The sequence below is a fragment of the Pseudomonas xanthosomatis genome (assembly GCF_019139835.1).
In the GTDB taxonomy this organism is placed as follows: Bacteria; Pseudomonadota; Gammaproteobacteria; order Pseudomonadales; family Pseudomonadaceae; genus Aquipseudomonas; species Aquipseudomonas fakonensis.
In genome coordinates this window covers 5,630,104-5,656,094 of record NZ_CP077075.1, presented here as the reverse complement: position 1 = coordinate 5,656,094, position 25,991 = coordinate 5,630,104, and the positions used below count along the sequence as shown (strand labels likewise).

The following is a 25,991-nucleotide window of genomic DNA, read 5'->3' as shown; positions in this document are numbered from 1 at the left end:
TGTCCCGCTTGCCCAGGTTCGTTCCCTTGCCCGCCTTGTATCTGACTTTCAGCTTGCTTCTGTATTTGTCGAGCCTGTGTTTCGACGCTGTTCTGACCGGGGCCGGGCGGCACCTGCCGGCCCTGCAGATTTTGCTGTACGGCCTTTGGGGCATCCCGTTCGAGATGTACCAGTGGTTCGCCAACCCGCTGCTGGCGCTGGCGATACTGGCGCACCGGCGGTTCCGCTGGCTGGCCCTGGGCTTTGGCCTGGTGGCGCTGTACCTGGCAATTTCCAGCCTGGGCATCGAGCGCTTGCCCGACAGCCGCACCTACGGTTTTCAGGACGTGACCGGCTTTGGCGCCGGGTACTACCTGTGGCTGGGGGCGATTTTGCTGTTCTGCACCGGGCAGGCGTGGTGGTGCTGGAAGGCTAAAAGCGCCGCCCAAGTGCCGGGCTGGCGCTGGTTTGATGTGGCGCTGATGGCTGCGCTGGGTGTGGCGTTTTACGTTGGCACGCAAATGCCGAGCATGCGCTTCGAGCCGCACAAGGTGGTGGCACCGCCAGAGCCGCAGCCGGCGCAGATGTTGTAGCGCAATCCCTACAGAGCTGCGTAAAAGCGGGTGCTAGGCTTGCACCCGCCTACTTCTGAAAGGACCGCCCATGTTCAAGCCTTACCTGTTCGCCAGCATCGCCCTGCTGGCAGCGGCCACTGCCCAGGCCGACGAATACTCCTCCGGCTACACCCAGTGCATGGACAAGGCCTCCAGCACCACCGCCATGGGCGCCTGCATCCAGGCCGAGACCAAACTGCAGGACGAGCGCCTGAACCGGGTGTACAAGCAGTTGCTGACCAAGCTCGACCCCGCCCAGCAGAAGGCCCTGCGCGAGGTGCAGCGCAAGTGGATCGCCTACCGCGACGGCAACTGCGCGTTCCACCGCAACCTGAGCGACGGCAGCCTGTACCGTATCGAAGGGGCGATGTGCTTCATGGACATGAGCAAGGAGCGTGCTGCGGAGCTGGAGCGGGTGCTTAGCCCGGGGCAGTGACCTGGCGGCGACCAGCCAACCTGATACAACCTGTCGATTTTGCGCGATCCTGTTGGGGCGGCCTTGTCGGTGTGTCGAACCACCGCCAAGAATGCGACGCGGTGCCTGGCACCGGCTGCGCCGGTGTTCGCGGATAAAGCCGCTCCTACAGAACAAACTACAACTCATTGATTTAACACGGTCTCTGTTGGAGGCGGCCTTGCCGGGGCGCCGTCCGGTCGAGATGGGCTGCGCAACAGCCCCAGCAATCTTGCATGAGGCCGAAACCTTGGGGCCGCTTCGCGTCCCGTCGCGACACAAGGCCGCTTCCCACAGAGACCGTGGCGCATCTGCGAGACCAGTTCTCTGCGCGACAGCGCAGCCCGAAAGGGCTGGGTGATCTCCTACAGGGAGTAGGCCCGAGCGGGCAGTGGTGCTACCGACCGGTGCGCCGTTCGCGCTGGGCCCGGGCCTTGAGGTATTCGCGCACTTCGACCGCGTTGCCGGCAAACTCGATACGGTCAGCCTTGGCATCGCGCTGGTAGGCGTACATCGGGTCGTAGTACTCCTTCAGCAAGCCCTCGATCCAGCCACGGTGCAGGCTCACCTCGCCACTGCGCAGTTGCTCGTCCAGCGCCTGGTTCAGCAGCTCGGCCAGGCGCTGGAAGCGCTCGCCGCCCAGGCGCTTGTGGATGTTGGCCATGCTCTGGCGCAGGCGCTCGGCGAACAGCCGGCGGCCATCTTCCTCGCCGTGCACGGCCACGAACTCGGCGCACAGCTGGGTCACGTAGTCGCGCAGGATGCGCTGCACGCGGTTTTCGAAGCTGTCTTCCAGCCATACCAGCGGGTACCGCTGCATGCCTTTGTAAAGCTCAAGCGGCACGGCGCAGCTGCCGACGATGCGCCCTTCGTCCTCGAGCACGAACTGGCCGATGCCGCGGTGGCGCTTTTTCAGCAGGTCGATGGCCAGGGCATTCTCGAAGTCGATCTGCGCCGGCTGCGCGGTGGCGCGCTTGCCGAAACTGGAGCCGCGATGGTTGGCGTGGCCTTCGAGGTCGAGCACGTTGTCCAGCTGGTGCAGCACGTCGGTCTTGCCAGTGCCGGTCAGGCCGCCCACCAGCACGAAGTCGCATTGCGCCACCGCCTGCTGGGTGGTCTCCAGCAGCAGGGTACGCATGGCCTTGTAGCCGCCGACCACTTTCGGGTACTGGATGCCGGCCTCTTGCAGCCAGCCCTGGACGATCTGCGAGCGCAGGCCACCCCTGAAGCAATACAGGTAACCGTCGGGGTGGGCCTGGGCGAAGGCGGCCCAGGCGTCCAGGCGCTGCTGCTTGATGGCGCCGTTGACCAGCTGGTGGCCGAGGGCGATGGCGGCAGCCTGGCCCTGCTGCTTGTAGCAGGTACCGACCTTGTGCCGCTCCTGGTCGGTCATCAGCGGCAGGTTGACGGCGCCGGGGAAGGCGCCCTTGGTGAATTCGACCGGGGCGCGCATGTCCATCAGCGGCACGTCGTCGAGAAACAGCTGGTGCAGTTGGGTGCAGTCGGGGCGCATCAGAGCACCTCGACTGCGTGGCTCTGTCGCTCGACCAGCGCGCCGATTGGCGCAAGGTCCAGCCCCAGCTCCCTGGCCACGGCGAGAAACTCGGCCTCGCCTTCAGGGGCGACCGCCACCAGCAGGCCGCCGCTGGTTTGCGGGTCGCACAGCAGGTGCTTCTGCTCGTCGCTGAGGGCGCCGAGCTTGTGGCCGTAGCTTTCGAAGTTGCGCAGGGTGCCGCCGGGCACGCAGCCCTCGGCCAGGTAGTGCTCGACGCTGGGCAGTCGCGGTACGGCGCTGTATTGCAGGCGCGCGGTCAGGCCGCTGCCTTCGGCCACCTCGACCAGGTGGCCGAGCAGGCCGAAGCCGGTGACGTCGGTCATGGCCAGCACGCCGGCAAGCTTGCCGAAGCGGCTGCCGGGGGTGTTCAGGGTGCACATCCAGTCGCGGGCCAGGCCTTGGTCCTGCGGGCGCAGCTTGGCCTTTTTCTCGGCGGTGGTAAGGATGCCGATGCCCAGCGGTTTGGTGAGGTACAGCTTGCAGCCGGCGCGGGCGGTGTCGTTGCGCTTGAGGTGGCGCTTGCTGACCACGCCGGTGACGGCCAGGCCGAAGATCGGCTCGGGGGCGTCGATGGAATGGCCACCGGCCAGGGGAATACCGGCCTCGGCGCACACTGCGCGGCCACCGCGGATTACTTCGCGGGCCACTTCTGGTGGCAGCACGTTGACCGGCCAGCCAAGGATGGCGATGGCCATCAGCGGGTCGCCGCCCATGGCGTAGATGTCGCTGATGGCGTTGGTGGCGGCGATGCGGCCGAAGTCGTACGGGTCGTCGACGATGGGCATGAAGAAGTCGGTGGTCGAGACCACCCCGCGCTCGTCGTCCAGAGCGTATACCGCAGCGTCGTCACGCGAGGCGTTGCCCACCCACAGCTTTGGGTCCAGTGCCTGGGCGCCGCTTTCGGCAAGGATCACATCCAGCACCTTGGGGGAGATCTTGCAGCCACAGCCAGCGCCGTGGCTGTACTGGGTCAGGCGAATCGGCTCGCTCATACGCACCTCTGCACAAAATAATGGCGCGATTGTAGCAAAGCTGGCCTTTGCGCCTGCGGCTCTTATACTTGCGCGATGACGCGTGGCACCCGTGGGAGCGGGCTTGCCCCGCGATGCGCCAGCGAAATTGCCCCCGCCCTCGACCCGGAGACCCCCACCATGCTCAAACGCCCCCTGGCCCTCGCAGCCGGCCTTGCCCTGGCCTGCAGCGCCTTCATCGCCCAGGCCGCCGACGTGCTGCGTGTCAGCGCCATCCCCGACGAAGCGCCGACCGAGCTTTTGCGCAAGTTCAAGCCGCTGGGCGAGTACCTGGAGCAGAAGCTGGGCATGAAGGTGCAGTTCGTGCCGGTGGCCGACTACCCGGCGGTGGTCGAGTCGCTGGCCAGCAACCGCCTGGACATGGCCTGGCTGGGTGGCTTCACCTTCGTTCAGGTGCACCTGAAGGACCCGACCGCTACGCCTCTGGTACAGCGGGAGCAGGACGCCCAGTTCACCTCCAAGTTCATCACCGCCAACCCGGACGTGAAGAGCCTGGCCGACCTCAAGGGCAAGACCTTCGCCTTCGGCTCGATCTCGTCCACCTCCGGCAGCCTGATGCCGCGCTACTTCATGTTGAAGCAAGACAACATCAAGCCCGAGAGCTACTTCAGCCGTGTGGCCTACTCCGGCGCCCACGACGCCACCGTGGCCTGGGTTGCCGCCGGCAAGGTCGATGCCGGCGTGCTCAACGCCAGCGTGTGGCAAAAACTGGTAGACGCCGGCAAGGTCGATACCAGCAAGGTCAAGGTGTTCGCCACCACCCCAAGCTACTACGACTACAACTGGACCGTGCGCGGCAACATGGACCCGGCCCTCAAGGACAAGATCAAACAGGCCTTCCTCGCCCTGGACCCGGCCAAGCCTGCCGACAAGGCGATCCTCGACCTGCAGGCGGCCAGCCGCTTCATCGAGACCAAGCCTGAGAACTACCAGGGCACCGAGCAGTCTGCCCGCGAGGCCGGCCTGCTGAAGTGAGTATCCGTCTGCAAGGGGCCGGCCTGCGCCATGCTGAGGTTCAGGCCCTGCACGCAGTCGAACTGCGTATCGAACGCGGCGAGCGGGTGGCGATCATCGGCCCGTCCGGCGCCGGCAAGTCCAGCCTGCTGCACCTGATGGCCACCGCCGTGCAACCGAGTGCCGGGCAACTGCAGTTGCTTGGCGCGCAGCCCTGGGCGCTGTCGGCCCGCGCTCGCCAGCGCCTGCGCGCGCGGGTGGCGCTGGTGCACCAGGCGCCGCCTTTGCCGCCCCGCCAGCGGGTAGTGACGGCGGTGCTGGCCGGGCGCCTGGGGCAGTGGGGCACCCTGCGCGGGCTGCTCAACCTGCTGCACCCAAGCGATGTGCCCGGTGCGCGCCAGGCCCTGGCTGAGCTGGGCTTGGCAGACAAACTGTTCGTGCAGTGCGGGCAGTTGTCCGGTGGCCAGTTGCAGCGGGTCGGCATCGCCCGGGCGCTGTACCAGCGCCCGGAGGTGCTGCTGGCCGACGAGCCGGTGTCGGCCATGGACCCGGTGCTGGCCGACCACAGCCTGGCACTGCTCAACCGCCACGCCAGTGAGCACGGCGTCACTCTGGTGGCCAGCCTGCATGCGGTGGAGCTGGCGCTGGCGCACTTCCCGCGCGTGGTGGGCATTCGTGAAGGGCAGGTGATGTTCGATTGCCCGGCCCAGGCGGTGAGCGAAAGCCTGCTGGATGCGCTGTACGCCAACGAGCAACTGGCCCTGCCGGTGGCGCCGGGCCCGACCCTGACGGTGCAGATTCCACGATGCTGAAAACCGACGCCCGTGACCCTGCGACGCTGCCCCGCCTGTTGTTGACCCTGCTGTGCCTGGCCCTGCTGTGGCCAGGGCTGGTGTTGAGCGAACTGAACCCCGGCGTGCTGTTGCAGGCCGAGAACCGCCAGCAGATGGCCAGTTTCGTCAGCGCCTTCTGGCCGCCGGCCCACGACCCCGAGTTCCTCGCCCTGCTGTGGCAGGCCACCTTGCAGACGCTTGCTGTTGCCACCGCAGGCATGGCGCTGGCGCTGCTGTTGGCGGTGCCCACCAGCCTGCTGGCCAGCCGTGCGCTGTCGCTGAGGGCGGCGTCCCGGGGCGGGCGCCCGGGCCTGTGGTCGCGAGTGCTGCGCTTGCCGGTGCGCGGGCTGCTGGTGTTTCTGCGCAGCGTGCCGGAAATCGTCTGGGCACTGCTGTTCGTGCGCGCCGTCGGCCTGGGCCCGACCGCCGGGGTGCTGGCCATCGCCATTACCTACAGCGGCATGCTCGGCAAGGTGTATGCGGAAATCTTCGAGTCGGTGGACCAACGCCCGGCCCACGCCTTGTTGCAGGCGGGCAGCGGCCGGTTGGCGGCGTTCTGCTACGGCATTTTGCCGAATGCGGCGGCCGAGGTGGTGTCGTACACCGTGTACCGCTGGGAGTGCGCGGTGCGTGCCTCGGTGGTGATGGGTTTTGTCGGCGCCGGCGGCCTGGGGCAGCAGATCGACCTGTCGATGCGCATGTTCGCCGGGGCCGAGGTGGCGAGCATGCTGCTGGCCTTCTTGGCGTTGGTGATTCTGGCCGATGTGCTTAGCCGTTTGCTGCGCGGGAGGTTGGCATGAACCGGGCGATCAACCTGCTGGTGCTGCTGGGCATCGCCATGGCGGTGGTGGCTTCGTTTGCCTATCTGGAGCTGGACCTGCACGCGGTGATCGGCAATGGCGGGCTGGGGCAGATGGCCGAGTATGCCGGGCGCTTCCTGCACCCGGACCTGTCGCTGGAGCAACTGCGGGCGGTGGGCTGGGGCGCGCTGGAAACCCTGGCCATGTCCGGGCTGGGTACCTTGCTGGCGATGGTGCTCGGGATGTTGCTGGCGCTGCCGGCAGCGGGGCGTTTTGGCTGGCCGTTGCAGGGCGCCGCACGCTTGCTGCTGAACGCCTTGCGGGCGATCCCGGAGCTGGTGTGGGCGGCGCTGACCGTGCTGGCCGCAGGCCTTGGCCCCAACGCCGGCACCCTGGCGCTGGCGCTGCACACCGCCGGGGTGCTGGGCCGGTTGTTCGCCGAGGCGCTGGAGAATGCGCCACCTGAGCCTGCGGCAGCAATCCGCTTGCAGGGCGGCAGCCAGGTGGCGGCGTTCTGCTTCGGCACCTTGCCCAACCTGTGGCCACAGTTGCTGGCGTACAGCCTGTACCGCTGGGAGAACAACATCCGCATGGCCAGCGTGCTGGGCTTTGTCGGCGCCGGCGGGTTGGGGCAGATGCTCTACGCCACCCTGAGCCTGTTCCAGGAGGCCCAGGCCAGCACGGTGATCATCGCCATGCTGGTGCTGGTGTTGCTGGTGGATGGCTTCAGTGATGCGCTGCGCCAGCGGTATGTGCGCGCCTGACGCAGGTTTGCCGGTTGTACGCCCTCTGTAGGAGCCGGCTTGCCGGCGATGAGGCCGAAACAGCCGGCACAACACCCTTGCCCCACGCCATCACCTGCTGCCCTGCACCTCCCCGCACTGCGCCTCGCGCTGCATCGAATCCAGGTTCCGCTCGATGGTTTCGCAGATCGAGTCCATCGGGATCTGGTGCTCGCTGAAGCGAAACGGGCTTTGCAGGTCGGTGCCGATGCGCTCGATCGCCAGCAGCATGAAGCCCACCACGGTTGAGGCCAGCGGCGTGAACCAGCCCAGCGACTCCACCAGCCCCACCGGCACGATCAGGCAGAACAGCGTGATGAACAGCCGCGGGAAGTACACGTAAGGGTAGGGCAGCGGTGTGTTGGCGATGCGCTCCATGCCGCCCTGGGCGTTGGACAGGTCCACCAGCGTCGACTCCAGCCGCGCCAGGCGAATGCTGTCCAGCCGCCCGGCCTGGTATTCCCGCGCCAGCAACGCCGCCGAGCCGCCGAGGATGTCGTTGGCGAAGTTGTTCGAACGGTTGCGCCGCTCGAACTCCTGGGGCGGGATGAAGGCCATCAGCTCGTCGGGGCACTTTTCGTTTTTAAGGTGCGCGGCCAGGCAGTTCACGTAGGCGATATGCCGGCGCAGCAGGGTGGCCTTGACCGGGTTCAGGCCCTCGTCCGGGTCGTCGATCAGGGTCAGCACCTGGCGGGCGAAGCTGCGCGAGCTGTTCACCAGCGCGCCCCACAGCGTGCGCGCCTCCCACCAGCGGTTGTAGGCGCTGCTGTTGCGAAAGCTCACCAGCACCACCAGCGCCGAGCCCAGCAGGGTGAGGGGGATCAGCGGCAGGCTGAACTTGCTGTTGAAGAACAGCATGAAGTCGATGGTGACCAGCACGTCCCAGATCAGCAGCCAGAACAGGGACCAGCCGATGTAGGCGATAGTTTTGTGGGCCAGGCGGAATTTGCGGATGAGGAGGTTTTTCACGCAGGAATCTCGCAGCGGGGGTGCAAGTTCCGACGTCGGGGTTGGGGGAAGGTTCGGTGCGGCTGGTCGGTGAGGTGTTACGGCGGTTTTCTTAGGTGGAACAGGATCGGTCTTACCAGAAACGGTAACGATTCTGGGAGCGGGTAGGTATAGGCTCGCTGTTCGCTCACTCACCGTAGGGGAATAGATATGTCTGACTTGGTTACGCCATTCACAATCGTTGAACGGCTTGATAGCGAGGCAGCTATTCAAGAGTACCTGGCGCAGGTGATCGCTGATGGCGATGCCGAAGAAGTCATCAGAGCCCAGGCCAATATCCAAGCCGCGCGTTCAATACTTGCCAGTGATATCACGCAATAAGACTCCTGCGCGCTCCTGTAGGAGCGGGCTTGCCCGCGATGGGCTGCAAAGCAGCCCCAATCCAGGCAACACCGATCATCAACCCTACCTCAGCACCTGCTTCATCTGAACCAACGCCACCCGCCCGCCATCGGGTGCCTGACGCTCCTCAATGCCGAACGGCACAAACCCCAACTGCGGATATAGCAATAAACCGGCGGTGTTGTGGTTGAAGCACGAAACCCATATCTCCCGCGCCGCGAATTCCTCACGCGCCAGGGCGATCATGCTTTGCACCAGGTAACGCGCCACGCCTCGGCCCCGGGCGCCCGGGGCTACCACGACGTTACCCAGGGCGCAGACGCCGTTGAGCTCGGCCTTGTAGAAATTGGCGAAGGCCAGAATTACGCCATCACCTTCTACCACGGTCGAGCAACTGCGCTGGGCGATGGCTTCGCTCAACTGTGCCGGTGTGAGTGGGTAGGTAGCCTTGGGGAACATGTAGAACAGTTCGCCGGGGCCGTGGGGGAAGCAGCAGATAGCGGGGATATCCGTTGTGCGGGCGGGGCGGTGGCTCAGGCGCATGCAATTATCTTCCTTGAAAGTGCTGGGTCAGAGTAGCTGGGTGCCGGCGGTTGCGGTACTGCACGAAAAACTGACTCGTTGGTTCGTGTATTTCGTCTGCACGGTTTGTACGCCAATTGAGCTGATGGCAGAATGCCTTATCGCCGAACCGCAATGCACTTTTGCGCATTACCGCCTGTCCGGTGTTAACCCAGGACAGCAATTCTCATTCGGTGACCCGCGATGATCGAACGCAGGGGCAGTGGCCTTTCCTTTGCCAAGCGTATGTACGCGCCCCGGGCCATCGGCACGGGGCTCGGCTTCTTCTGCGTGCTGATCGGCATCTGGCCGTTGCAGCCAGCGTGGTGGGTGTGGGCGTTGCTGATAGCCCACGGGTTTGTCTGGCCCCATGTGGCTTACCAGATCGCGCGTTTGTCCGCACGCCCGTTCAAGGCTGAACAGCACAACCTGGTATTCGATGGTTTCGCTGGCGGTTGCTGGGCCGGGGTGATGGGGCTGAACCCACTGCCGAGCGTGATCATCCTTTCCATGATTGCGATGGACAAGATTGCCGCCGGCGGCTGGCACATGTTGTTCAAGACGCTGGCGGCGCAGTTGGTCGGCATCGGCTTGGGCTTGTGGTTGTCCGGCACGCCGCTGTTTCCACAGACCACTCAGGCGCAGATGCTCGCCTGTTTGCCCATCCTGCTCATCTACCCGATGGCTATCGGCCTGATCTGCTACCAGGTTACGGTACAGCTGGCACAGCACAAGCGTGCGCTGGCCCGGCTCAGCCAGACCGACAGCCTGACCGGGCTGATCAATCACGGTGCGTGGAAAGAGCTGCTCTTGCGTGAGTTTCAGCGTAACCGAAGCAGCCATCAGCCCGATTGCCTGGCGCTGATCGATATCGACCACTTCAAGCAGATCAACGACCGGCATGGGCACCTGGTGGGTGACGATATCCTGCGTACCTTGGGTGCCATGCTGCCGGCGTATCTGCGCAAGAGTGACCCGGTGGCGCGGTACGGCGGGGATGAATTTTGCGTGCTGCTGCCAGGGACGACTTCGGCGCAGGCTGAAGAGATTCTTGAACGGTTGCGCGAGGCTGTGGAGGCGTACCGGTTTGCAGCCCTGCCGCAGTTGCGTTTGAGCTTGAGCATTGGTGTGGCGCCGTACGGGGCGCATCTGGAAAGTGCCGATGCCTGGTTGCATGAGGCGGACATGGCTTTGTACCGGGCCAAGAGTGCCGGGCGTAATCGGGTAGTCGGCAGCCCGGCGTGAGCTGTATTGAGCTGAGTCACAAATCCCCCGTAGGAGCTGGCTTGCCAGCGAAGAGGGCAGTGCAGGCAGGCAATATCTGCTGGGCAAACACCTGATGCTGCCGGCCTCATCGCGGGCAAGCCCGCTCCTACAGGGGGACGCGCTGTGGGTCAGGTTTGCCGGTTACGGCCTAGCTCTACATCGTCGATCACGGCCTTGGCCATGTCGCTTAGCAGGTGCGCACCCCAGCCGAGGTTGGCCTCGCCGTCGGTGGAGGCCAGCAGGGTCATGCGCTTTACGCAGGTCATGATCGCCGAGGCCTGCTCCATTGCCATTTTTGCATCCTGGCCGGCTGCTACACGGAACAGTGGCTGGTCGTCGTCGCCATAACCGAAACCGGTCACGCCGGCAGTCTTGTCACTCATTTTGATCACTCCCTTGTTCAGTGCCTGACCTGGATTTTGCCCAGGGCGGTTTCCACCAAGGTGCTGGCGGCTTCGAGTTCGTGCATGGTTGCCAGTGATAGGCCGCGGCCGGATGAGGTGACTTGCTGCAGGGCGTTTTGGTGGGCGACTGCAATGGCGCTGAACAGGCGTTCGGAGATCTGGATCAGCAGGTCTTCGAGGGCGTTGGACAGTTCGGGGGGAAGGGGTGGATCGGGGACAATCTTCAACATGGCGTAATCCTTACTGAGAGGGCCGACACCATTGCTGTCAAACAAGAGGGTGGCAGCGGTACGTGGGTTGACAGACCGGTCAGTAAGGGAAACCCGGCGCACCCGAAGGTGCCCCACGTACAGCCGCCATAAACGGCGAAGCCATGCGAGTTTATTACTGGGTCGGCCTGTCAAAGCCGGTCGTTGATTTGGCAACGACCGGCCGAGACTAGAACCCGATCCAGACCACCGCAATGGCTTGAAAGGCGCTGAGAGTATGTTTGGGAAACGGACTACAGGGAATGAGGAAAGTCTTAGGAATTAGGCTTAGTGACTGGGCTGGTCTTACAGAAATCGTCATTGCCGGAGAGTTCTTTTGCATGGAGCGGGCAGCCACCCGGCGCGAGTGGCAACGCGCTGAATTCCCCTATGACTCAACAGAAAGTTACTGTTTCTGTAACTTTCTGTGCGGTGATCACGTGGCAGGTCTACACTAAGTTTCACTTTCCGTGACTTTCTGTAGAGTCATCAACATGCACAATCAGCCCTTGCGGCGCCTGTACCAAGGCCTTCAGCAACTGGCCACCCCGCAACGCTACCTCTTTACCCCGGCGGATATGCGCGTGCTGGTGCGCGACATTTCCGACTGTGCCTACCGTGCATTGCTGAGCCGCGCGGCCGATGACAACATCCTGATCCGGCTGTGCCGTGGCCTGTATCTCTACACGCCGGCCAAACCCAACCCAGGGCTGGTGCTGTACCACGCCGCCGCTCGCCTGCGGGCGAACAACCTGAACTACATCAGCCTGGAATCGGCACTCAGCGACGCCGGGGTCATTTCCCAGCTACCGATGAACTGGCTCACCCTTATGTCGTCCGGGCGTACGCAGGTCATTCGTTGCGGCGCATTCGGGACCCTTGAGTTCATCCACACCAGCCGAAAGGCTGCCGAGCTTCAGGGCCAGATCGACTACGACGAGCGCTGCCGGCTGTGGCGCGCCAAGCCAGCCCTTGCCTTGGCTGACATGAAGCGCACCCGCCGCAACCTGGGCCTTATCGACTGGAACATCGCCAATGAACTTGTTTGACCAGCTCGTCCAGCAGGCCCTGGCCAACACCCCCGACCTTGCCCCGCTGCAGGTGGTCGTGGAAAAGGAGCTGCTGCATCACGACATCATGCGCATCCTGAGCGAGAGTGGCCTGCTCAAGGACCTGTGTTTTATCGGCGGCACCTGCTTGCGCACCTGCTATGGCTCAAGGCGGCTCAGTGAAGACCTCGACTTCACCGGTGGCGCCGGCTTTCAGCGCCAGGACTTTGCCTCGTTGAAAGAAAACCTGATCGCAAACCTGGACGACAAATATGGCCTGCAGGTGGAGGTCAGCGAGCCCCTGCGCGAAGAAGGCAATGTCGACACCTGGAAGCTGCGGGTACAGACCCGCCCCGAGGCCAGGAGCCTGCCAGCGCAGAAAATCCATATTGATATTTGCGCCATCCCCTCCTACCAGCCCAGGCCGATGACCTTGTTGAACCCTTATGGCGTCGACATGGGCACCGAAGGTTTGATCGTCAATGCGCAAAGCCTTGAAGAAATCTTTGTCGACAAGCTGCTGGCCTTCGCCCTGCGCCGGGGGCGCATCAAGAACCGCGATCTGTGGGACATTGCCTGGTTGAGGCAGCGGGCTGTTACGCCGGCTTATGAGTTGGCCGAGCGCAAGCTTGCGGACCATGCATCCAGTGCCCAAACGTATCTGCAGTTGGGGGAGGGGCGGGTGGCGAGCCTTACGGTTGAGCAGACGCAGCGGGATTTCCAGAACGAGATGCGGCGGTTTTTGCCGGTGCAGGTGGTGACGCAGACGGTGGATAACCCGGCGTTCTGGGGGTATGTGGTGCAGACCGTGCGCGAGCATTTTGAGCAGATGCGTGGGCATCTTGCTGGCGGGGGTAATGGCGGGGGCTATGGGTTTTTGATGTGAAGGCACAGTGGGGGCGTTTGTTTGTGCGGGTGCTACAGCCCAACCAGCGCCACATCAGCCTACAGGCTGTGTCCATTCAGGTTCACTGCCGTATAGGCAGCTCAGAAATGCCTGTAAGAGCAGGCTTGCGCCTTTCGTTGGATGGCACCGGCGTTGCCGGTGATCGCAGGCAAGCCCGCTCCTACAGAGGGACGCGTCTTGGTTCAGGTTTGCCGGCTACGGCCCTGATCACTCCCTTGTTCAGTGCCTGACCTGGATCTTGCCCAGGGCAGTTTCCACCAAGGTGCTGGCGGCTTCGAGTTCGTGCATGGTTGACATTGACAGGCCGCGGCCGGATGAGGTGACTTGCTGCAGGGCGTTCTGGTGGGCGACTGCGATGGCGCTGAACAGGCGTTCGGAGATCTGGATCAGCAGGTCTTCGAGGGCGTTGGACAATTCGGGGGAAAGGGGTGGGTCGGGGACAATCTTCAACATGATGTATCTCTCCGCTATGTGGTTCGGAGCGATCACCATCTGCTGTCAAACAAGAGGGTGGCAGCGGTACGCGGGTTGACAGACCGGTAGCAGAGAAGCCCGGCGCACGTACAGCCGCCATAAAAACGCAGCCATGAGCGTAATCTGCAAGTCGATTAACTGTAGAAGCTGTACCTGATTTTCGACTGGGCGCAATCCAACGGGCCCATTCAGTGGTCGACTTTGTCGACATAGGCCTCGAAGAACCAGTCCGGAACATCCTCGGAACGATACTCAAGCAAGCTTCCATCAGTGATCTCTGCCAGCAGCACGGAACTGTCACCCGAGTTATCAAAGATGTATGCCCGATGACTGGCCGCCACGGCCTGCGGCAGCAGCGCCAACGACTTCGCATAACGCTCTCGCACCTTGTCCGGGGCGACTGGGTGCCCGCCTTCGTGAACACGGATTGCGACGCGGTCTACATTGATGTCCGGGTCTTCGGTCGAGACAAAATACAGATATGTGCGGTATCCCGCAGCCTGCGCCTCGCGCATGAAGTCGACTTTGCCTGGGTGGGACATCACCGTTTCAAAGGTAAAGCTCATATCGTGATCGAGCAGGTACTGGCGAATGAAGTCCGCAATGACAGAGGCGAAGTAAGAGTCGACCTGGACAGCGCGATAATCGACTTTGTTTTCGACCAAACCCAACCGATTGACCTGCTCGGTCAGGCCTTTTTTGATCAGCAGGTAATGGCTTGCATGAAAGGTGAGCAGTTCCGGCAGTTCGGGGGCCATGCCAAATGCCGACAAGTCGATAAAGCCTGTTGCCTTGGCCTGCTTTTCCAGTTCGTCAGCATTGACGTAGATTTTTACCAGGGCTTGGGGAAGGCTTTCCTTGATGGTGCTTTTGCCGGACCCGTTGGGGCCTGCGAACACTCGAAGCCGGGCCACCCGGTGATTACCCTTCGATACGCCGTACGTGGATGACTTCGCCAACCTTGACCTTGCGACGTGGTTTGGCTTTGGCGACCACGACTTTCTGGCCGTCCTGGGAGATGCGTACCAGGTTGCCTGCCTCGATGACCAGTACCCCGTCTGGGCTGGCCGCCAAGGCGCGGGAGTGAGCCGTGGAGGTCGCCACACGGGCTTGTCCGGAAATCTGGTTCTCCATGTCGTCCAGTTCGCGGTCTGGTGCTTTGCGGTGATTGCTTTTCATAAAAACGCTCCACACAGGCATGCAGGTAGGCCTGTGTTTCAGATAATAGCGTTGATGCCGGCGGTGCGACAGGGGGGCCTGGACGGGCCCCATCGCAGGCAAGCCCGCTCCCACAGCGATGGTTGGCTGCGTCCACAAGTGCACAAACCAGTAGCCAAAAAAAAACCGACCATAAGGTCGGTTTTTTTCAGATTTGGTGCCCCGAGGGAGACTCGAACTCCCACTCCTTTCGAAAACGGATTTTGAATCCGCCGCGTCTACCAATTCCGCCATCAGGGCTTGTGGCGCCGCAGTATAGAGAGGGTCATGGAGGCGGTCAATCGGCTTTCATGGTCAATTTTCATGCATTGGGCTAAACTTCCCGGCCCTGCCGAACCGAACATCATCATGCGCGTCGCCGATTTTTCCTTCGAACTCCCAGACTCCCTCATCGCCCGCCACCCCCTGGCCGAGCGTCACGGCAGCCGCCTGCTCGTGCTCGACGGCCCAAGCGGCGCGCTTGCCCACAAGCAGTTCACCGACCTGCTCGACTACCTGCGCCCCGGCGACCTGATGGTGTTCAACAACACCCGGGTGATCCCGGCGCGGCTGTTTGGCCAGAAAGCCTCCGGCGGCAAGCTCGAAGTGCTGGTCGAGCGCGTGCTCGACAGCCACCGGGTGCTGGCCCACGTGCGGGCCAGCAAGGCACCGAAGGAAGGCGCGCTGATTCTCATCGACGGCGGCGGCGAGGCCGAGATGGTCGCGCGCCACGACACGCTGTTCGAACTGCGCTTCACAGAAGAAGTGCTGCCGCTGCTGGAGCGCGTCGGCCACATGCCGCTGCCGCCGTACATCGACCGCCCCGACGAGGGCGCCGACCGCGAGCGCTATCAAACGGTTTACGCCGAGCGCGCAGGCGCAGTGGCGGCGCCTACCGCCGGGCTGCACTTCGATGAAGAGCTGCTGGCCAAGATCGCCGCCAAGGGCGTCGAACGCGCCTTCGTTACCCTGCACGTGGGCGCTGGCACCTTCCAGCCGGTGCGGGTCGACAAGATCGAAGACCACACCATGCATAAAGAGTGGCTCGAAGTGAGCCAGGATGTGGTCGATGCGGTCGGAGCCTGCCGCGCCCGGGGCGGGCGCGTGGTCGCCGTGGGCACCACCAGCGTGCGCTCGCTGGAAAGCGCGGCCCGCGACGGCGTGCTCAAGGCGTTCAGCGGCGATACCGACATCTTCATCTTCCCGGGCCGGCCGTTCCATGTGGTCGACTGCCTGGTGACCAACTTCCACTTGCCGGAGTCCACGCTGCTGATGCTGGTCTCGGCATTCGCCGGTTACCCCGAGACCATGGCTGCCTACGCGGCGGCGGTCGTCAACGGGTACCGCTTCTTCAGTTACGGTGATGCCATGTTCATCACCCGCAATCCGGCGCCACGCGGCCCAGAGGATCAAGCATGAGTCGCACCTGTCGAATGTCGTTCGAACTGCTGGCCACCGACGGCAAGGCCCGTCGCGGCCGCATCACCTTCCCGCGTGGCACCGTCGAGACCCCGGCCTTCATGCCGGTGGGTACCTACGGCACGGTCAAGGGCATGCTGCCGCGTGACATCGAGGCCATCGGCGCCGAGATGATCCTGGGCAACACCTTCCACCTGTGGCTGCGCCCGGGCACCGAGGTGATCAAAAAGCACAACGGCCTGCACGACTTCATGCAATGGAAGGGCCCTATCCTCACCGATTCCGGTGGTTTCCAGGTGTTCAGCCTGGGCGCCATGCGCAAAATCAAGGAGGAGGGCGTGACCTTCGCCTCGCCAGTAGACGGCTCGAAAGTGTTCATGGGCCCGGAAGAGTCGATGCAGGTCCAGCGTGACCTGGGCTCGGATGTGGTGATGATTTTCGACGAGTGCACCCCGTACCCGGCCGAGCACGACGTGGCGCGTACCTCCATGGAGCTGTCGCTGCGCTGGGCCCAGCGCTCGAAGAACGCCCACGCCGACAACACTGCGGCGCTGTTCGGTATCGTCCAGGGCGGCATGTACCAGGACCTGCGCATGCGCTCGCTGGAAGGCCTGGAAAACATCGGCTTCGATGGCCTGGCCATTGGCGGGCTGTCGGTGGGCGAGCCCAAGCACGAGATGATCAAGGTGCTGGACTACCTGCCTGGCCAGATGCCGGCTGACAAACCTCGTTACCTTATGGGGGTAGGCAAGCCGGAAGATCTTGTAGAGGGTGTGCGCCGCGGCGTCGACATGTTCGACTGCGTGATGCCCACGCGCAATGCGCGCAACGGCCATCTGTTCGTTGACACAGGGGTGATCAAGATCCGCAACGCGTTCCATCGCCACGATGAATCGCCGCTGGATCCGACCTGCGACTGCTATACCTGCACCAACTTCTCCCGCGCTTACCTGCACCACCTGGACAAGTGCGGCGAAATGCTGAGCAGCATGCTGAATACCATCCACAACTTGCGCCATTACCAGCGCTTGATGGCCGGTTTACGCGAGGCTATTCAACAGGGTAAATTGGCCGCCTTTGTCGACGCCTTCTACGCCAAGCGCGGGCTCCCAGTGCCGCCCTTGGACTGACTGTCCGCATCCATTATTAGAAAATATTGCATTAGGAGTGCCCAATGAGCTTCTTGATTCCCGCCGCCTACGCGGACGCAGCAGCCCCCGCCGCCGGCCCAGCCGGTACCGGCTTCGAGTGGATCTTCCTGGTCGGTTTCCTGGTCATCTTCTACCTGATGATCTGGCGCCCACAGGCCAAGCGTGCCAAAGAGCAGAAAAACCTGCTGGGCAACCTGCAAAAAGGTGACGAAGTAGTCACCAATGGTGGTATCGCTGGCAAGATCGTCAAAGTTTCCGATGACTTCGTGGTTCTGGAAGTGTCGGACAACGTCGAACTGAAGTTCCAGAAGGGCGCGATTGCCGCGACCCTGCCAAAAGGTACGCTCAAGGCTATCTGAGTTACCGGTTTCATTTTTCCAGTCGGGGCGCGCAAAGCGCCCCGCGTCTTGAACGGGCGGCGTGATGCTGAACAAATACCCTCTGTGGAAATATGCACTGATCGTGCTGGTACTGGTGGTCGGTTTCATTTATTCCGCTCCCAACCTTTACCCGGATGACCCGGCGGTGCAGATCAGCGGTGCCAGCTCGGCGCTGCAGGTGAACCAGGCCGACCTCGACCGCGTCAGCAAGGCGCTGGCCGATGCCAAGATCACCGTCAAGGGCGCAAGCCTGGGCGAGAAGGGCAGCGGGCTGATCCGCTTGACCCGCCAGGAAGACCAACTGCCAGCCAAGGATGTGGTGCGCCGTGCGCTGGGCGATGATTACGTCGTGGCCCTGAACCTGGCCCAGACCACCCCGCAGTGGCTGCGCAACCTGGGCGCGAGCCCGATGAAGCTGGGCCTGGACCTGTCCGGTGGTGTGCACTTCCTGCTGGAAGTGGACATGGACAAGGCCATGACCGCTCGCATGAAAGTCTACGAAGGCGAGGTCAAGACCTTGCTGCGCAAAGAGCGCGTCCGCTACCGCAGCCTGCCTCAGCAGGATGGCGGCATCATGCTGGGCTTCGCCGACGATGCTACCCGCGAACAGGCCCGCAGCCTGATCCGCAAGAATTTTAATGACTTCGACCTGACCACCACCGAGCGCAACGAGCTCGCCGTGCTGCGTCTGGCGCTGACTCAGGCCAAGGTTGCCGAGATCCGCGAATACTCGATCAAGCAGAATCTGACCACGGTTCGCAACCGGGTCAACGAGCTGGGCGTTGCCGAGCCGCTGGTACAGCGCCAGGGTGCCAACCGCATCGTGGTCGAGCTGCCAGGCGTGCAGGACACCGCAGAAGCCAAGCGCATTCTCGGTAAAACCGCCAACCTGGAGTTCCGCTTCGGTGCCGAGCCGGGCGCATCCAAGGCTACCACCGAGGTGTTCGAGTTCCGCGAAGGCGGCCGCTCCGCGCCGGTCGAGCGTGGCCTGATCATCACCGGTGACCAGGTGACCGACGCCCAGGCCAGCTTTGACGAGCACGGTCGCCCGCAGGTGAACATTCGCCTCGACGGCCATGGCGGCGAGCTGATGAGCCGTGCTACCCGCACCAACGTCGGGCGCAGCATGGCGGTGATCTTCATCGAGCAGAAGCCGGTTACCCGCTACGTCAAGCAGACCGTCGACGGCGTCGAAAAAGACGTGGCCGTACAGAGCTTCCAGGAAGAGAAGAAGATCATCAGCCTGGCGACCATCCAGTCGCCGCTGGGCAGCCAGTTCCGCATCACCGGCCTGAACGGCCAGGGTGAGTCGTCCGAACTTGCCCTGCTGCTGCGTGCCGGTGGTCTGGCCGCGCCGATGTACTTCGCCGAAGAACGTACCATTGGCCCAAGCCTGGGTGCCGACAACATCACCAAGGGTATCGACGCATCCCTGTGGGGCATGCTGTTCGTCTCGCTGTTCATCATCGCCATCTACCGCGGCTTTGGCGTGATCGCCACCATCGCCCTTGCGGGCAACATGGTGCTGCTGCTGGCCCTGATGTCGCTGCTGGGCGCTACGCTGACCCTGCCGGGTATCGCCGGTATCGTGCTGACCATGGGTATGGCGGTGGACGCCAACGTGCTGATTTTCTCGCGTATCCGTGAGGAACTGAAGGCCGGCATGTCGGTGCAGCGCGCCATCCACGAAGGCTTCAACCGTGCCTACACCGCGATCATCGACGCCAACCTGACCAGCTTGCTGGTGGGCGGCATCCTGTTCGCCATGGGTACCGGCCCGGTCAAAGGCTTCGCGGTTACCATGTCCCTCGGGATTTTCACCTCGATGTTCACCGCGGTCATGGTGACCCGTGCCATGGTCAACCTGACCTGTGGCGGGCGTGACATCAAGAAGCTGTGGGTTTGAGGGAGCTGCGATGAAAACCATCAACTTCATGGGCGTGCGCAATGTCGCGTTCGCCATTACCGTGCTCCTCACCGTGTTGGCGCTGTTCAGCTGGTGGCAGAAGGGCCTGAACTTTGGCCTGGACTTCACCGGCGGTACGCTGATCGAGCTGACCTACGAGCGCCCGGCAGACCTTGAGAAGGTGCGTACCGAACTGGTTGGCTCCGGCTTCCACGAGGCCGTGGTGCAGAGCTTCGGCGCTACCACCGACCTGCTGGTGCGCATGCCGGGTGATGACCCGCAACTGGGTAACAAGGTCGCTGAAGCCCTGCAAAAAGTCGGCGGCGACAACCCGGCCACGGTCAAGCGCGTCGAGTTCGTCGGCCCGCAGGTGGGTGAAGAGCTGCGCGACCAGGGCGGTATGGGCATGCTGCTGGCACTTGGCGGCATCCTCATCTACCTGGCGTTCCGCTTCCAGTGGAAGTTCGCCGTGGGTGCGATCATCTCGCTGATCCACGACGTGGTGGTGACCCTCGGTATCCTGTCGTTCTTCCAGATCACCTTCGACCTGACGGTGCTGGCGGCGGTACTGGCGATCATCGGCTACTCGCTGAACGACACCATCGTGGTGTTCGACCGGGTGCGTGAGAACTTCCGGGTCATGCGCAAGGCTTCGCTGATCGAGAACATCAACGTCTCGACCACCCAGACCCTGCTGCGCACCATCGCCACTTCGGTTTCGACCTTGCTGGCCATCGCCGCGCTGCTGTTCTTCGGCGGCGACAACCTGTTCGGCTTCTCCCTGGCGCTGTTCATCGGTGTCATGGCGGGTACCTATTCGTCGATCTACATCGCCAACGTGGTGTTGATCTGGCTGAACCTGAACAGCGAAGACCTGATCCCGCCGGTGAAAACCGAGGGTGTGGACGACCGTCCGTAACGGGTTTTCCTACGCCGTTTGGCGTAAAGAGAGGCGCGGGTGTTGAACTCGCGCCTTTTTTTTTGCTCCAAGGCTGGGAGAAAGCGGGCTGGAACCCGTAGTAACGATCAGGAGGTTCGCGTGAACAAATCAATGCTGGTGGGTGCGGTTCTGGGTGCTGTCGGTGTTACCGCCGGAGGTGCTGTGGCGACCTACAGCTTGGTGAACAAGGGGCCTGAATACGCCCAGGTCACCGACGTGCAGCCGATCAAGCAGCAAGTGAAAACCCCGCGTCAGGTGTGCAAGGACGTGGCGGTGACCCGTCAGGCGCCGGTCAAGGACCAGCACCAGATCGCCGGCACCGTGGTCGGAGCCCTGGCCGGCGGCCTGCTGGGCAACCAGGTCGGCGGTGGTACCGGCAAGAAGATCGCCACCGTGGCCGGCGCCGTGGGTGGTGGCTATGCGGGCAACAAGGCTCAGGAATACATGCAGGAGCGTGACACCTACACCACCACGCAAACCCGCTGCAACACGGTCAACGACCTGAGCGAGAAGGTGGTGGGCTATAACGTCACCTATTCGATCGGTGACCAGGTGGGCAAGGTGAAGATGGACCACGAGCCGGGCTCGACCATCCCGTTGGACAAGAACGGCAAGCTGGTGCTGGGGCAGAATCAGCCGGGGCAGTGAGGTTTGTGCGCCCCTTGTAGGAGCGGCCTTGTGCTGCGAAAGGGCTGCGAAGCAGCTCCGGCAATTTTGTGGCGGATCCGCAGATCCTGGGGCCGCTGCGCGCCCCTTTCGCGGCGCAAGGCCGCTCCTACACAAGGCGGGCCGCGTTGCTGGTTGGGAATGGCCCAAAAAAAAGCACCCCGAGGGGTGCTTTTTTATGCCCGAAGCAATCAGCGCTTCATGTATTCCGGCAGGTGCGGCTGGATCGCCGTCAACACTGCCTTGAAGCACTTGATGTTGCCGGCAACGATGTGGCCCTTCTCGAGGAAGTCGTGGCCACCGTTGAAGTCGCTCACCAGGCCGCCTGCTTCCTGAATCAGCAGCACGCCTGCGGCCATGTCCCATTCGGACAGGCCCGACTCCCAGAAGGCGTCGAAGCGGCCGGCCGCTACATAGGCGAGGTCCAGGCTGGCGGAGCCGGCGCGGCGGATGCCGGCGGTCTGGCCGGTCAGCGCGCGGAACATGCCCAGGTAGTTGTCCAGGTCGGCCATTTGATTGTCGCGGAACGGGAAGCCGGTACCCAGCAGGGCGCCTTCAAGGCTGGTGCGCGAGCTGACGCGCAGGCGGCGGCCATTGACCTGGGCGCCACGGCCACGGCTGGCGGTGAATTCTTCCTGGCGCACCGGGTCGACGATGACCGCGTGCTCGAGGCGGCCGCGGTATTTGCAGGCGATGCTGACGGCAAAGTGAGGAACGCCACGCAGGAAGTTGGTGGTGCCATCGAGCGGGTCGATGATCCACAGGTAGTCCTTGCCTTCTTCACCGGAGCCGGCGTGCAGGCCGGTCTCTTCACCCTGGATGGAGTGGTTCGGGTAGGCCTTGCGCAGGGCCTCGACGATGACTTTTTCCGCGGCGCGGTCAACCTCGGACACATAGTCCTTGGCCTGCTTTTCGTCGACTTTGATGCTATCCAGGCGTTCGATGGAGCGGAAAATCAGTTCACTGGCGCTGCGAGCGGCGCGCAGGGCGATATTCAGCATAGGCTGCATGGGCGTTTCACCTGGGGATGTTAAAGAGGAAAGCCGCATAGTCTATCAGAAATCTGCTTCGGCAGAAGGGTGACATGCGCATTCGTGGCGTTACGCCCGTCGGTTCTGTAAGATCATTTGCCCCTTTATCTGTATCCGTGAGCTCAACACCTTGTTGCAGAATATTCGTGTTGTTCTGGTCAATACCAGCCACCCCGGTAACATCGGCGGCGCTGCGCGTGCCATGAAAAACATGGGCCTGTCGCGCCTGGTGCTGGTCCAGCCACTGGATTTCCCAGCCGCCGATGCCTCGGCCCGCGCCTCGGGCGCGGACGACGTGCTGGACGGCGCCGTGGTGGTCGACAGCCTGGAGCAGGCGCTGGCCGGCTGCAGCCTGGCAATCGGCACCAGCGCCCGCGAGCGCAGCATTCCCTGGCCGCTGCTCGACCCGCGCGAGTGCGCGGTCAAGGCCGTCGAGCGCGCCGCCGTCGGTGAGGAAATCGCCCTGGTGTTCGGTCGCGAACACGCCGGCCTGACCAACGACGAACTGCAGCGATGTCACTTCCACGTGCACATTCCTTCGAACCCCGACTTCAGCTCGCTGAACCTGGCTGCCGCGGTGCAAGTGCTCGCCTACGAGGTGCGCATGGCCTGGCTGGCCGGGCAGGGTGAACCTTCGAAAGTCGAAAAGGACAACGCCTGCGAGTTGGCGACCCTGGACGAAATGGAGCGTTTCTACGACCACCTGGAGCAAACCCTGGTGGGCATCGGCTTCCTCGACCCGGAAAAGCCCAAGCACCTGATGGCGCGCCTGCGCCGGCTATACGGGCGCAGCTCGGTAGAGCGTACGGAAATGAGCATTTTGCGCGGCATCCTCACCGAGACTCAAAAAGTCGCCCGGGGCGAGCCGCATAAACGGAAGGACTGAAACATGTTCGAGCGTCTGCGTGAAGATATCCAAAGCGTGTTCCATCGTGACCCGGCGGCGCGCAACGCCTTCGAGGTACTGACCTGCTACCCGGGCATGCACGCCATCTGGCTGCACCGCCTGGGCAACGCCCTGTGGAAGCGCGACTTCAAATGGCTGGCCCGCCTGGTGTCGAACTTCGGCCGCTGGATGACCGGTATCGAGATCCACCCCGGCGCCACCATCGGCCGGCGCTTTTTCATCGACCACGGCATGGGCATCGTCATTGGCGAAACCGCCGAAATCGGTGACGACGTGACCCTTTACCAGGGCGTGACCCTGGGCGGCACCAGCTGGAATAAAGGCAAGCGCCACCCCACGCTGGAAAACGGCGTGGTGGTGGGCGCCGGCGCCAAGGTGCTGGGCCCGTTCACCGTCGGTGCCGGGGCCAAGATCGGCTCCAACGCGGTGGTCACCAAGGCGGTGCCGGCCGGCGCCACGGCGGTGGGTATCCCCGGGCGCATCATCGTCAAGAGCGAAGACGACGCGGTGGAGGCCAAGCGCAAGGCCATGGCCGAGAAGATCGGCTTCGACGCCTACGGTGTCAGCGGCGACATGCCCGACCCCGTAGCGCGCGCCATCGGCCAGATGCTCGACCACCTGCAGGCCGTCGACGAGCGCCTGGAGGGGATGTGCGGCGCGCTGACCCGGATGGGCAGTGACTACTGCGCCAAGGAGCTGCCGGCGCTGCCTGACGGCGAGTTCGCCGACGCCTGCGCCGAAGCCTGTACCGAGGCCAGGCAGGGCGACACTCAGCCGCATTGATTGCGCCGTCCGGCACAAGGGGCGTGTGCTTGCGCCCCTTGTCTGCTACACTCGCGCCCGCCTTCCGCATGCATACCCGACTAAAGCACTAGGTCTAATAGTTGACTTAAATGCTCGGGAATCGCATACTCGCACACATCCTGTAACTCCCGTGGTAACCATACGCCATGCGACTGACTACCAAAGGCCGATACGCCGTGACCGCCATGCTTGACCTGGCGTTGCACGCGCAGCATGGGCCGGTGTCTTTGGCCGATATTTCCGAGCGCCAGGGCATTTCCCTCTCTTATCTGGAGCAGCTGTTCGCCAAGCTGCGCCGCAGCAGCCTGGTTTCCAGCGTTCGCGGCCCGGGCGGCGGCTACCAGCTGTCGCGCGGCATGGAAACCATCCAGGTGGCCCAGGTCATCGATGCGGTCAACGAATCGGTCGATGCCACCCGTTGCCAGGGCCTGGGGGATTGCCACGCCGGCGATACCTGCCTGACTCACCACCTGTGGTGCGATCTGAGCCAGCAGATCCATGAATTCCTCAGTGGCATCAGCCTGGCCGACCTCGTCATGCGCCGTGAGGTGCAAGAAGTCGCCCAACGCCAGGACCTGCGCCGTGTCGCGGGTCGTGTTGCCCAGCTGGACAAGATTGAGACGTCCGCCGTCGACTGATAACCGCGACGAGCGACGCCACCGCCTGATAGGAGATACTCAATGAAGTTGCCGATCTACCTCGATTACTCCGCGACCACCCCGGTTGACCCGCGCGTTGCCCAGAAAATGGCCGACTGCCTGCTGGTCGACGGGAACTTCGGTAACCCGGCCTCGCGTTCCCACGTGTTCGGCTGGAAGGCTGAAGAAGCCGTCGAGAATGGCCGCCGCCAGGTGGCCGAGCTGATCAACGCCGACCCGCGCGAGATCGTCTGGACCAGCGGTGCCACCGAGTCCGACAACCTGGCGCTGAAGGGTGTTGCGCACTTCTATCAGACCAAGGGCAAGCACATCATCACCTCCAAGATCGAGCACAAGGCAGTGTTGGACACTGCCCGCCAGCTGGAGCGTGAAGGTTTCGAAGTCACCTACCTCGAGCCCGGCGAAGACGGCATCGTCACCCCGGCCATGGTCGAGGCGGTGCTGCGTGACGACACCATCCTGGTCTCGCTGATGCACGTGAACAACGAAGTCGGCTCGATCAACGACATCGCCGCCATCGGTGAACTGACCCGCGCTCGCGGCGTACTGTTCCACGTCGATGCCGCGCAGTCGGCCGGCAAGGTCGAGATCGACCTGCAAAAGCTCAAGGTCGACCTGATGTCGTTCTCGGCGCACAAGGTCTACGGCCCTAAAGGTATCGGCGCGCTGTACGTCAGCCGCAAGCCGCGTGTACGCCTTGAAGCCATCATTCATGGCGGCGGCCACGAGCGTGGCATGCGCTCCGGCACCCTGCCGACCCACCAGATCGTCGGCATGGGCGAAGCCTTCGCCATTGCCAAGCAGGAAATGGCCGCTGAAAACCTGCGCATCAAGGCCCTGAGCGACCGCTTCTTCAAGCAGGTCTCCGACCTTGAAGAGCTGTACGTCAACGGCAGCCAGACCCAGCGCGTACCGCACAACCTGAACCTGAGCTTCAACTACGTCGAAGGCGAGTCGCTGCTGATGTCGCTCAAGGACATCGCCGTATCGTCCGGTTCGGCCTGCACCTCCGCTTCGCTCGAGCCGTCCTACGTGCTGCGCGCCCTGGGCCGCAACGACGAACTGGCACACAGCTCGATCCGCTTCTCCTTCGGCCGCTTCACCAGCGAAGAAGAAGTCGACTACGCCGCGCAGGAAGTCTGCAAGGCGGTCAACAAGCTGCGCGAACTCTCGCCGCTGTGGGACATGTACAAAGACGGCGTCGACATCTCCAAGATCGAGTGGGCCGCCCACTAAGCAGTCGCCAGCAAGAGCGGCTCCCTGATGAGGAAGGAATTGCACCATGGCATACAGTGAAAAGGTCATCGACCACTACGAAAACCCACGCAACGTCGGCAAGATGAACGCCGAGGACCCGGATGTCGGTACCGGCATGGTCGGCGCCCCAGCGTGCGGTGACGTGATGCGTCTGCAGATCAAGGTCAACGAGCAAGGCATCATCGAAGACGCCAAGTTCAAGACCTACGGCTGCGGTTCGGCCATCGCCTCCAGCTCCCTCGCCACCGAGTGGATGAAGGGCAAGACCCTGGACGAAGCCGAAACCATCAAGAACACCCAGCTGGCCGAAGAACTGGCGTTGCCGCCGGTCAAGATCCACTGCTCGGTACTCGCCGAAGATGCCATCAAGGCAGCCGTTCGCGATTACAAGCAGAAGAAAGGCTTGATCTAAG

The 25,991-nt window shown here is 63.2% G+C and carries 31 protein-coding genes and 1 tRNA gene; 21 read left to right on the top strand and 11 right to left on the bottom strand.

From position 1 onward, the window contains the following. The first annotated feature begins 26 nt into the window (after positions 1 to 26). Both KSS93_RS25030 and KSS93_RS25025 read left to right on the top strand, forming a co-directional pair. On the top strand, positions 27 to 572 hold the full coding sequence (locus tag KSS93_RS25030; protein WP_217886427.1) for a hypothetical protein: 546 nt from the start codon (positions 27 to 29) through the stop codon (positions 570 to 572). Positions 573 to 642: 70 nt separating this feature from the next. After that, positions 643 to 1,029, top strand: coding sequence for a lysozyme inhibitor LprI family protein (locus KSS93_RS25025; RefSeq protein WP_217886426.1), 387 nt, complete (start codon positions 643 to 645; stop codon positions 1,027 to 1,029). 415 nt (positions 1,030 to 1,444) lie between these two features. Here the strand turns inward: KSS93_RS25025 and mnmH are convergent, their stop codons facing one another. Together mnmH and selD are read right to left on the bottom strand one after the other, a co-directional pair. Then, the gene (gene mnmH / locus KSS93_RS25020; protein ID WP_217886425.1) at positions 1,445 to 2,560 is read right to left on the bottom strand and encodes a tRNA 2-selenouridine(34) synthase MnmH; all 1,116 of its coding nucleotides are present in this window, start codon (positions 2,558 to 2,560) and stop codon (positions 1,445 to 1,447) included. Further along, on the bottom strand, positions 2,560 to 3,594 hold the full coding sequence (gene selD, locus KSS93_RS25015) for a selenide, water dikinase SelD (protein ID WP_217886424.1): 1,035 nt from the start codon (positions 3,592 to 3,594) through the stop codon (positions 2,560 to 2,562). Before selD ends, mnmH begins: the two co-directional genes overlap by 1 nt. A gap of 159 nt (positions 3,595 to 3,753) precedes the next feature. Here selD and KSS93_RS25010 point away from each other — a divergent pair, with 159 nt between their 5' ends. The 4 genes from KSS93_RS25010 to phnE are packed head-to-tail and all read left to right on the top strand — an operon-like array spanning position 3,754 to position 6,984. Then, positions 3,754 to 4,608, top strand: coding sequence for a putative selenate ABC transporter substrate-binding protein (locus KSS93_RS25010; protein ID WP_217886423.1), 855 nt, complete (start codon positions 3,754 to 3,756; stop codon positions 4,606 to 4,608). Then, positions 4,605 to 5,399 carry a phosphonate ABC transporter ATP-binding protein gene (locus tag KSS93_RS25005; protein ID WP_217886422.1) on the top strand — a complete coding sequence of 265 codons (795 nt, stop codon included), beginning with the start codon at positions 4,605 to 4,607 and terminating at the stop codon, positions 5,397 to 5,399. Before KSS93_RS25010 ends, KSS93_RS25005 begins: the two co-directional genes overlap by 4 nt. Beyond that, positions 5,393 to 6,220, top strand: a complete 828-nt coding sequence (locus tag KSS93_RS25000; RefSeq protein WP_217886421.1) for a PhnE/PtxC family ABC transporter permease — start codon at positions 5,393 to 5,395, stop codon at positions 6,218 to 6,220. The genes KSS93_RS25005 and KSS93_RS25000 overlap by 7 nt, the downstream gene beginning before the upstream one ends. Then, positions 6,217 to 6,984, top strand: a complete 768-nt coding sequence (gene phnE, locus KSS93_RS24995; RefSeq protein WP_217886420.1) for a phosphonate ABC transporter, permease protein PhnE — start codon at positions 6,217 to 6,219, stop codon at positions 6,982 to 6,984. The genes KSS93_RS25000 and phnE overlap by 4 nt, the downstream gene beginning before the upstream one ends. A 90-nt stretch (positions 6,985 to 7,074) precedes the next feature. Here the strand turns inward: phnE and KSS93_RS24990 are convergent, their stop codons facing one another. Further along, positions 7,075 to 7,971 (bottom strand): bestrophin family protein, encoded by an 897-nt coding sequence (locus tag KSS93_RS24990; RefSeq protein ID WP_217886419.1) that lies wholly within the window; start codon positions 7,969 to 7,971, stop codon positions 7,075 to 7,077. Positions 7,972 to 8,160: 189 nt separating this feature from the next. On the opposite strand from KSS93_RS24990, the gene KSS93_RS24985 reads away from it, so the two are divergent. Next, a complete protein-coding gene (locus tag KSS93_RS24985) occupies positions 8,161 to 8,331 on the top strand; it encodes a helix-turn-helix domain-containing protein (RefSeq protein ID WP_217886418.1) in 171 nt (56 codons plus the stop codon). A gap of 84 nt (positions 8,332 to 8,415) precedes the next feature. On the opposite strand, the gene KSS93_RS24980 is transcribed toward KSS93_RS24985, so the two are convergent. Next, positions 8,416 to 8,895 carry a GNAT family N-acetyltransferase gene (locus tag KSS93_RS24980; protein ID WP_217886417.1) on the bottom strand — a complete coding sequence of 160 codons (480 nt, stop codon included), beginning with the start codon at positions 8,893 to 8,895 and terminating at the stop codon, positions 8,416 to 8,418. A gap of 222 nt (positions 8,896 to 9,117) precedes the next feature. Here KSS93_RS24980 and KSS93_RS24975 point away from each other — a divergent pair, with 222 nt between their 5' ends. Next, positions 9,118 to 10,158 carry a diguanylate cyclase gene (locus tag KSS93_RS24975; protein WP_217886416.1) on the top strand — a complete coding sequence of 347 codons (1,041 nt, stop codon included), beginning with the start codon at positions 9,118 to 9,120 and terminating at the stop codon, positions 10,156 to 10,158. A gap of 149 nt (positions 10,159 to 10,307) precedes the next feature. On the opposite strand, the gene KSS93_RS24970 is transcribed toward KSS93_RS24975, so the two are convergent. Together KSS93_RS24970 and KSS93_RS24965 are read right to left on the bottom strand one after the other, a co-directional pair. Beyond that, positions 10,308 to 10,562 carry a DUF3077 domain-containing protein gene (locus KSS93_RS24970; protein ID WP_217886415.1) on the bottom strand — a complete coding sequence of 85 codons (255 nt, stop codon included), beginning with the start codon at positions 10,560 to 10,562 and terminating at the stop codon, positions 10,308 to 10,310. 17 nt (positions 10,563 to 10,579) lie between these two features. Then, positions 10,580 to 10,813, bottom strand: coding sequence for a hypothetical protein (locus tag KSS93_RS24965; protein WP_217886414.1), 234 nt, complete (start codon positions 10,811 to 10,813; stop codon positions 10,580 to 10,582). A gap of 512 nt (positions 10,814 to 11,325) precedes the next feature. Here KSS93_RS24965 and abiEi point away from each other — a divergent pair. Then, on the top strand, positions 11,326 to 11,880 hold the full coding sequence (gene abiEi, locus KSS93_RS24960) for a type IV toxin-antitoxin system AbiEi family antitoxin (protein WP_217886413.1): 555 nt from the start codon (positions 11,326 to 11,328) through the stop codon (positions 11,878 to 11,880). Next, entirely contained in the window at positions 11,867 to 12,766 is a 900-nt protein-coding gene (locus KSS93_RS24955) for a nucleotidyl transferase AbiEii/AbiGii toxin family protein (RefSeq protein WP_217886412.1), read from the top strand. The genes abiEi and KSS93_RS24955 overlap by 14 nt, the downstream gene beginning before the upstream one ends. Positions 12,767 to 13,006: 240 nt before the next feature. Here the strand turns inward: KSS93_RS24955 and KSS93_RS24950 are convergent, their stop codons facing one another. The 4 genes from KSS93_RS24950 to KSS93_RS24935 form a co-directional block, all read right to left on the bottom strand. Beyond that, positions 13,007 to 13,240, bottom strand: a complete 234-nt coding sequence (locus KSS93_RS24950) for a hypothetical protein (protein WP_217886411.1) — start codon at positions 13,238 to 13,240, stop codon at positions 13,007 to 13,009. 209 nt (positions 13,241 to 13,449) lie between these two features. Next, on the bottom strand, positions 13,450 to 14,220 hold the full coding sequence (locus KSS93_RS24945) for an ATPase (RefSeq protein WP_225917250.1): 771 nt from the start codon (positions 14,218 to 14,220) through the stop codon (positions 13,450 to 13,452). Next, entirely contained in the window at positions 14,183 to 14,440 is a 258-nt protein-coding gene (locus KSS93_RS24940) for a hypothetical protein (RefSeq protein ID WP_217840232.1), read from the bottom strand. The genes KSS93_RS24945 and KSS93_RS24940 overlap by 38 nt, the downstream gene beginning before the upstream one ends. 194 nt (positions 14,441 to 14,634) lie before the next feature. Next, positions 14,635 to 14,719: transfer RNA gene (locus tag KSS93_RS24935), tRNA-Leu, on the bottom strand. Positions 14,720 to 14,827: 108 nt separating this feature from the next. Here KSS93_RS24935 and queA point away from each other — a divergent pair. The 6 genes from queA to KSS93_RS24905 all read left to right on the top strand — a co-directional run bounded on the left by queA (position 14,828) and on the right by KSS93_RS24905 (position 20,902). Next, complete coding sequence (gene queA / locus KSS93_RS24930) at positions 14,828 to 15,877, top strand: tRNA preQ1(34) S-adenosylmethionine ribosyltransferase-isomerase QueA (protein WP_217888801.1); 1,050 nt, start codon at positions 14,828 to 14,830, stop codon at positions 15,875 to 15,877. A 14-nt stretch (positions 15,878 to 15,891) separates the two neighbouring features. After that, entirely contained in the window at positions 15,892 to 17,007 is a 1,116-nt protein-coding gene (gene tgt / locus KSS93_RS24925; protein ID WP_014589748.1) for a tRNA guanosine(34) transglycosylase Tgt, read from the top strand. A 44-nt stretch (positions 17,008 to 17,051) separates the two neighbouring features. Further along, the gene (gene yajC / locus KSS93_RS24920; protein WP_138218914.1) at positions 17,052 to 17,387 is read left to right on the top strand and encodes a preprotein translocase subunit YajC; all 336 of its coding nucleotides are present in this window, start codon (positions 17,052 to 17,054) and stop codon (positions 17,385 to 17,387) included. Positions 17,388 to 17,451: 64 nt separating this feature from the next. Then, complete coding sequence (gene secD / locus KSS93_RS24915; protein WP_217886410.1) at positions 17,452 to 19,314, top strand: protein translocase subunit SecD; 1,863 nt, start codon at positions 17,452 to 17,454, stop codon at positions 19,312 to 19,314. Positions 19,315 to 19,324: 10 nt separating this feature from the next. Then, a complete protein-coding gene (gene secF, locus KSS93_RS24910; RefSeq protein ID WP_217886409.1) occupies positions 19,325 to 20,233 on the top strand; it encodes a protein translocase subunit SecF in 909 nt (302 codons plus the stop codon). Positions 20,234 to 20,353: 120 nt separating this feature from the next. Beyond that, positions 20,354 to 20,902 carry a glycine zipper 2TM domain-containing protein gene (locus KSS93_RS24905; RefSeq protein ID WP_217886408.1) on the top strand — a complete coding sequence of 183 codons (549 nt, stop codon included), beginning with the start codon at positions 20,354 to 20,356 and terminating at the stop codon, positions 20,900 to 20,902. A gap of 209 nt (positions 20,903 to 21,111) precedes the next feature. Here KSS93_RS24905 and suhB read toward each other — a convergent pair whose 3' ends face one another. After that, a complete protein-coding gene (gene suhB, locus KSS93_RS24900) occupies positions 21,112 to 21,930 on the bottom strand; it encodes a type III secretion system regulator SuhB (RefSeq protein ID WP_217886407.1) in 819 nt (272 codons plus the stop codon). A 151-nt stretch (positions 21,931 to 22,081) separates the two neighbouring features. Here suhB and trmJ point away from each other — a divergent pair, with 151 nt between their 5' ends. The 5 genes from trmJ to iscU all read left to right on the top strand — a co-directional run bounded on the left by trmJ (position 22,082) and on the right by iscU (position 25,990). Next, entirely contained in the window at positions 22,082 to 22,837 is a 756-nt protein-coding gene (gene trmJ, locus KSS93_RS24895) for a tRNA (cytosine(32)/uridine(32)-2'-O)-methyltransferase TrmJ (protein WP_217886406.1), read from the top strand. Positions 22,838 to 22,840: 3 nt separating this feature from the next. Beyond that, positions 22,841 to 23,641: a serine O-acetyltransferase gene (gene cysE, locus KSS93_RS24890; protein WP_217886405.1), complete on the top strand. Its 801-nt coding sequence runs from the start codon at positions 22,841 to 22,843 to the stop codon at positions 23,639 to 23,641. A 167-nt stretch (positions 23,642 to 23,808) separates the two neighbouring features. Continuing rightward, entirely contained in the window at positions 23,809 to 24,300 is a 492-nt protein-coding gene (gene iscR / locus KSS93_RS24885; protein WP_050704358.1) for a Fe-S cluster assembly transcriptional regulator IscR, read from the top strand. 42 nt (positions 24,301 to 24,342) lie between these two features. Continuing rightward, positions 24,343 to 25,557, top strand: a complete 1,215-nt coding sequence (locus tag KSS93_RS24880) for an IscS subfamily cysteine desulfurase (RefSeq protein WP_217840224.1) — start codon at positions 24,343 to 24,345, stop codon at positions 25,555 to 25,557. 46 nt (positions 25,558 to 25,603) lie between these two features. Next, entirely contained in the window at positions 25,604 to 25,990 is a 387-nt protein-coding gene (gene iscU / locus KSS93_RS24875) for a Fe-S cluster assembly scaffold IscU (RefSeq protein ID WP_007929523.1), read from the top strand. Position 25,991 lies beyond the last annotated feature (1 nt).

What these genes read in the sequence shown, in the direction of transcription:
- KSS93_RS25025 (WP_217886426.1), top strand. Translation starts at nt 643, where the DNA reads ATGTTCAAGCCTTACCTGTTCGCCAGCATCGCCCTGCTGGCAGCGGCC.
- mnmH (WP_217886425.1), bottom strand. Translation starts at nt 2,560, where the DNA reads ATGCGCCCCGACTGCACCCAACTGCACCAGCTGTTTCTCGACGACGTG.
- selD (WP_217886424.1), bottom strand. Translation starts at nt 3,594, where the DNA reads ATGAGCGAGCCGATTCGCCTGACCCAGTACAGCCACGGCGCTGGCTGT.
- KSS93_RS25010 (WP_217886423.1), top strand. Translation starts at nt 3,754, where the DNA reads ATGCTCAAACGCCCCCTGGCCCTCGCAGCCGGCCTTGCCCTGGCCTGC.
- KSS93_RS25000 (WP_217886421.1), top strand. Translation starts at nt 5,393, where the DNA reads ATGCTGAAAACCGACGCCCGTGACCCTGCGACGCTGCCCCGCCTGTTG.
- phnE (WP_217886420.1), top strand. Translation starts at nt 6,217, where the DNA reads ATGAACCGGGCGATCAACCTGCTGGTGCTGCTGGGCATCGCCATGGCG.
- KSS93_RS24985 (WP_217886418.1), top strand. Translation starts at nt 8,161, where the DNA reads ATGTCTGACTTGGTTACGCCATTCACAATCGTTGAACGGCTTGATAGC.
- KSS93_RS24980 (WP_217886417.1), bottom strand. Translation starts at nt 8,895, where the DNA reads ATGCGCCTGAGCCACCGCCCCGCCCGCACAACGGATATCCCCGCTATC.
- KSS93_RS24975 (WP_217886416.1), top strand. Translation starts at nt 9,118, where the DNA reads ATGATCGAACGCAGGGGCAGTGGCCTTTCCTTTGCCAAGCGTATGTAC.
- KSS93_RS24970 (WP_217886415.1), bottom strand. Translation starts at nt 10,562, where the DNA reads ATGAGTGACAAGACTGCCGGCGTGACCGGTTTCGGTTATGGCGACGAC.
- KSS93_RS24965 (WP_217886414.1), bottom strand. Translation starts at nt 10,813, where the DNA reads ATGTTGAAGATTGTCCCCGATCCACCCCTTCCCCCCGAACTGTCCAAC.
- abiEi (WP_217886413.1), top strand. Translation starts at nt 11,326, where the DNA reads ATGCACAATCAGCCCTTGCGGCGCCTGTACCAAGGCCTTCAGCAACTG.
- KSS93_RS24955 (WP_217886412.1), top strand. Translation starts at nt 11,867, where the DNA reads ATGAACTTGTTTGACCAGCTCGTCCAGCAGGCCCTGGCCAACACCCCC.
- KSS93_RS24950 (WP_217886411.1), bottom strand. Translation starts at nt 13,240, where the DNA reads ATGTTGAAGATTGTCCCCGACCCACCCCTTTCCCCCGAATTGTCCAAC.
- KSS93_RS24940 (WP_217840232.1), bottom strand. Translation starts at nt 14,440, where the DNA reads ATGAAAAGCAATCACCGCAAAGCACCAGACCGCGAACTGGACGACATG.
- queA (WP_217888801.1), top strand. Translation starts at nt 14,828, where the DNA reads ATGCGCGTCGCCGATTTTTCCTTCGAACTCCCAGACTCCCTCATCGCC.
- tgt (WP_014589748.1), top strand. Translation starts at nt 15,892, where the DNA reads ATGTCGTTCGAACTGCTGGCCACCGACGGCAAGGCCCGTCGCGGCCGC.
- yajC (WP_138218914.1), top strand. Translation starts at nt 17,052, where the DNA reads ATGAGCTTCTTGATTCCCGCCGCCTACGCGGACGCAGCAGCCCCCGCC.
- secD (WP_217886410.1), top strand. Translation starts at nt 17,452, where the DNA reads ATGCTGAACAAATACCCTCTGTGGAAATATGCACTGATCGTGCTGGTA.
- secF (WP_217886409.1), top strand. Translation starts at nt 19,325, where the DNA reads ATGAAAACCATCAACTTCATGGGCGTGCGCAATGTCGCGTTCGCCATT.
- suhB (WP_217886407.1), bottom strand. Translation starts at nt 21,930, where the DNA reads ATGCAGCCTATGCTGAATATCGCCCTGCGCGCCGCTCGCAGCGCCAGT.
- cysE (WP_217886405.1), top strand. Translation starts at nt 22,841, where the DNA reads ATGTTCGAGCGTCTGCGTGAAGATATCCAAAGCGTGTTCCATCGTGAC.
- iscR (WP_050704358.1), top strand. Translation starts at nt 23,809, where the DNA reads ATGCGACTGACTACCAAAGGCCGATACGCCGTGACCGCCATGCTTGAC.
- KSS93_RS24880 (WP_217840224.1), top strand. Translation starts at nt 24,343, where the DNA reads ATGAAGTTGCCGATCTACCTCGATTACTCCGCGACCACCCCGGTTGAC.
- iscU (WP_007929523.1), top strand. Translation starts at nt 25,604, where the DNA reads ATGGCATACAGTGAAAAGGTCATCGACCACTACGAAAACCCACGCAAC.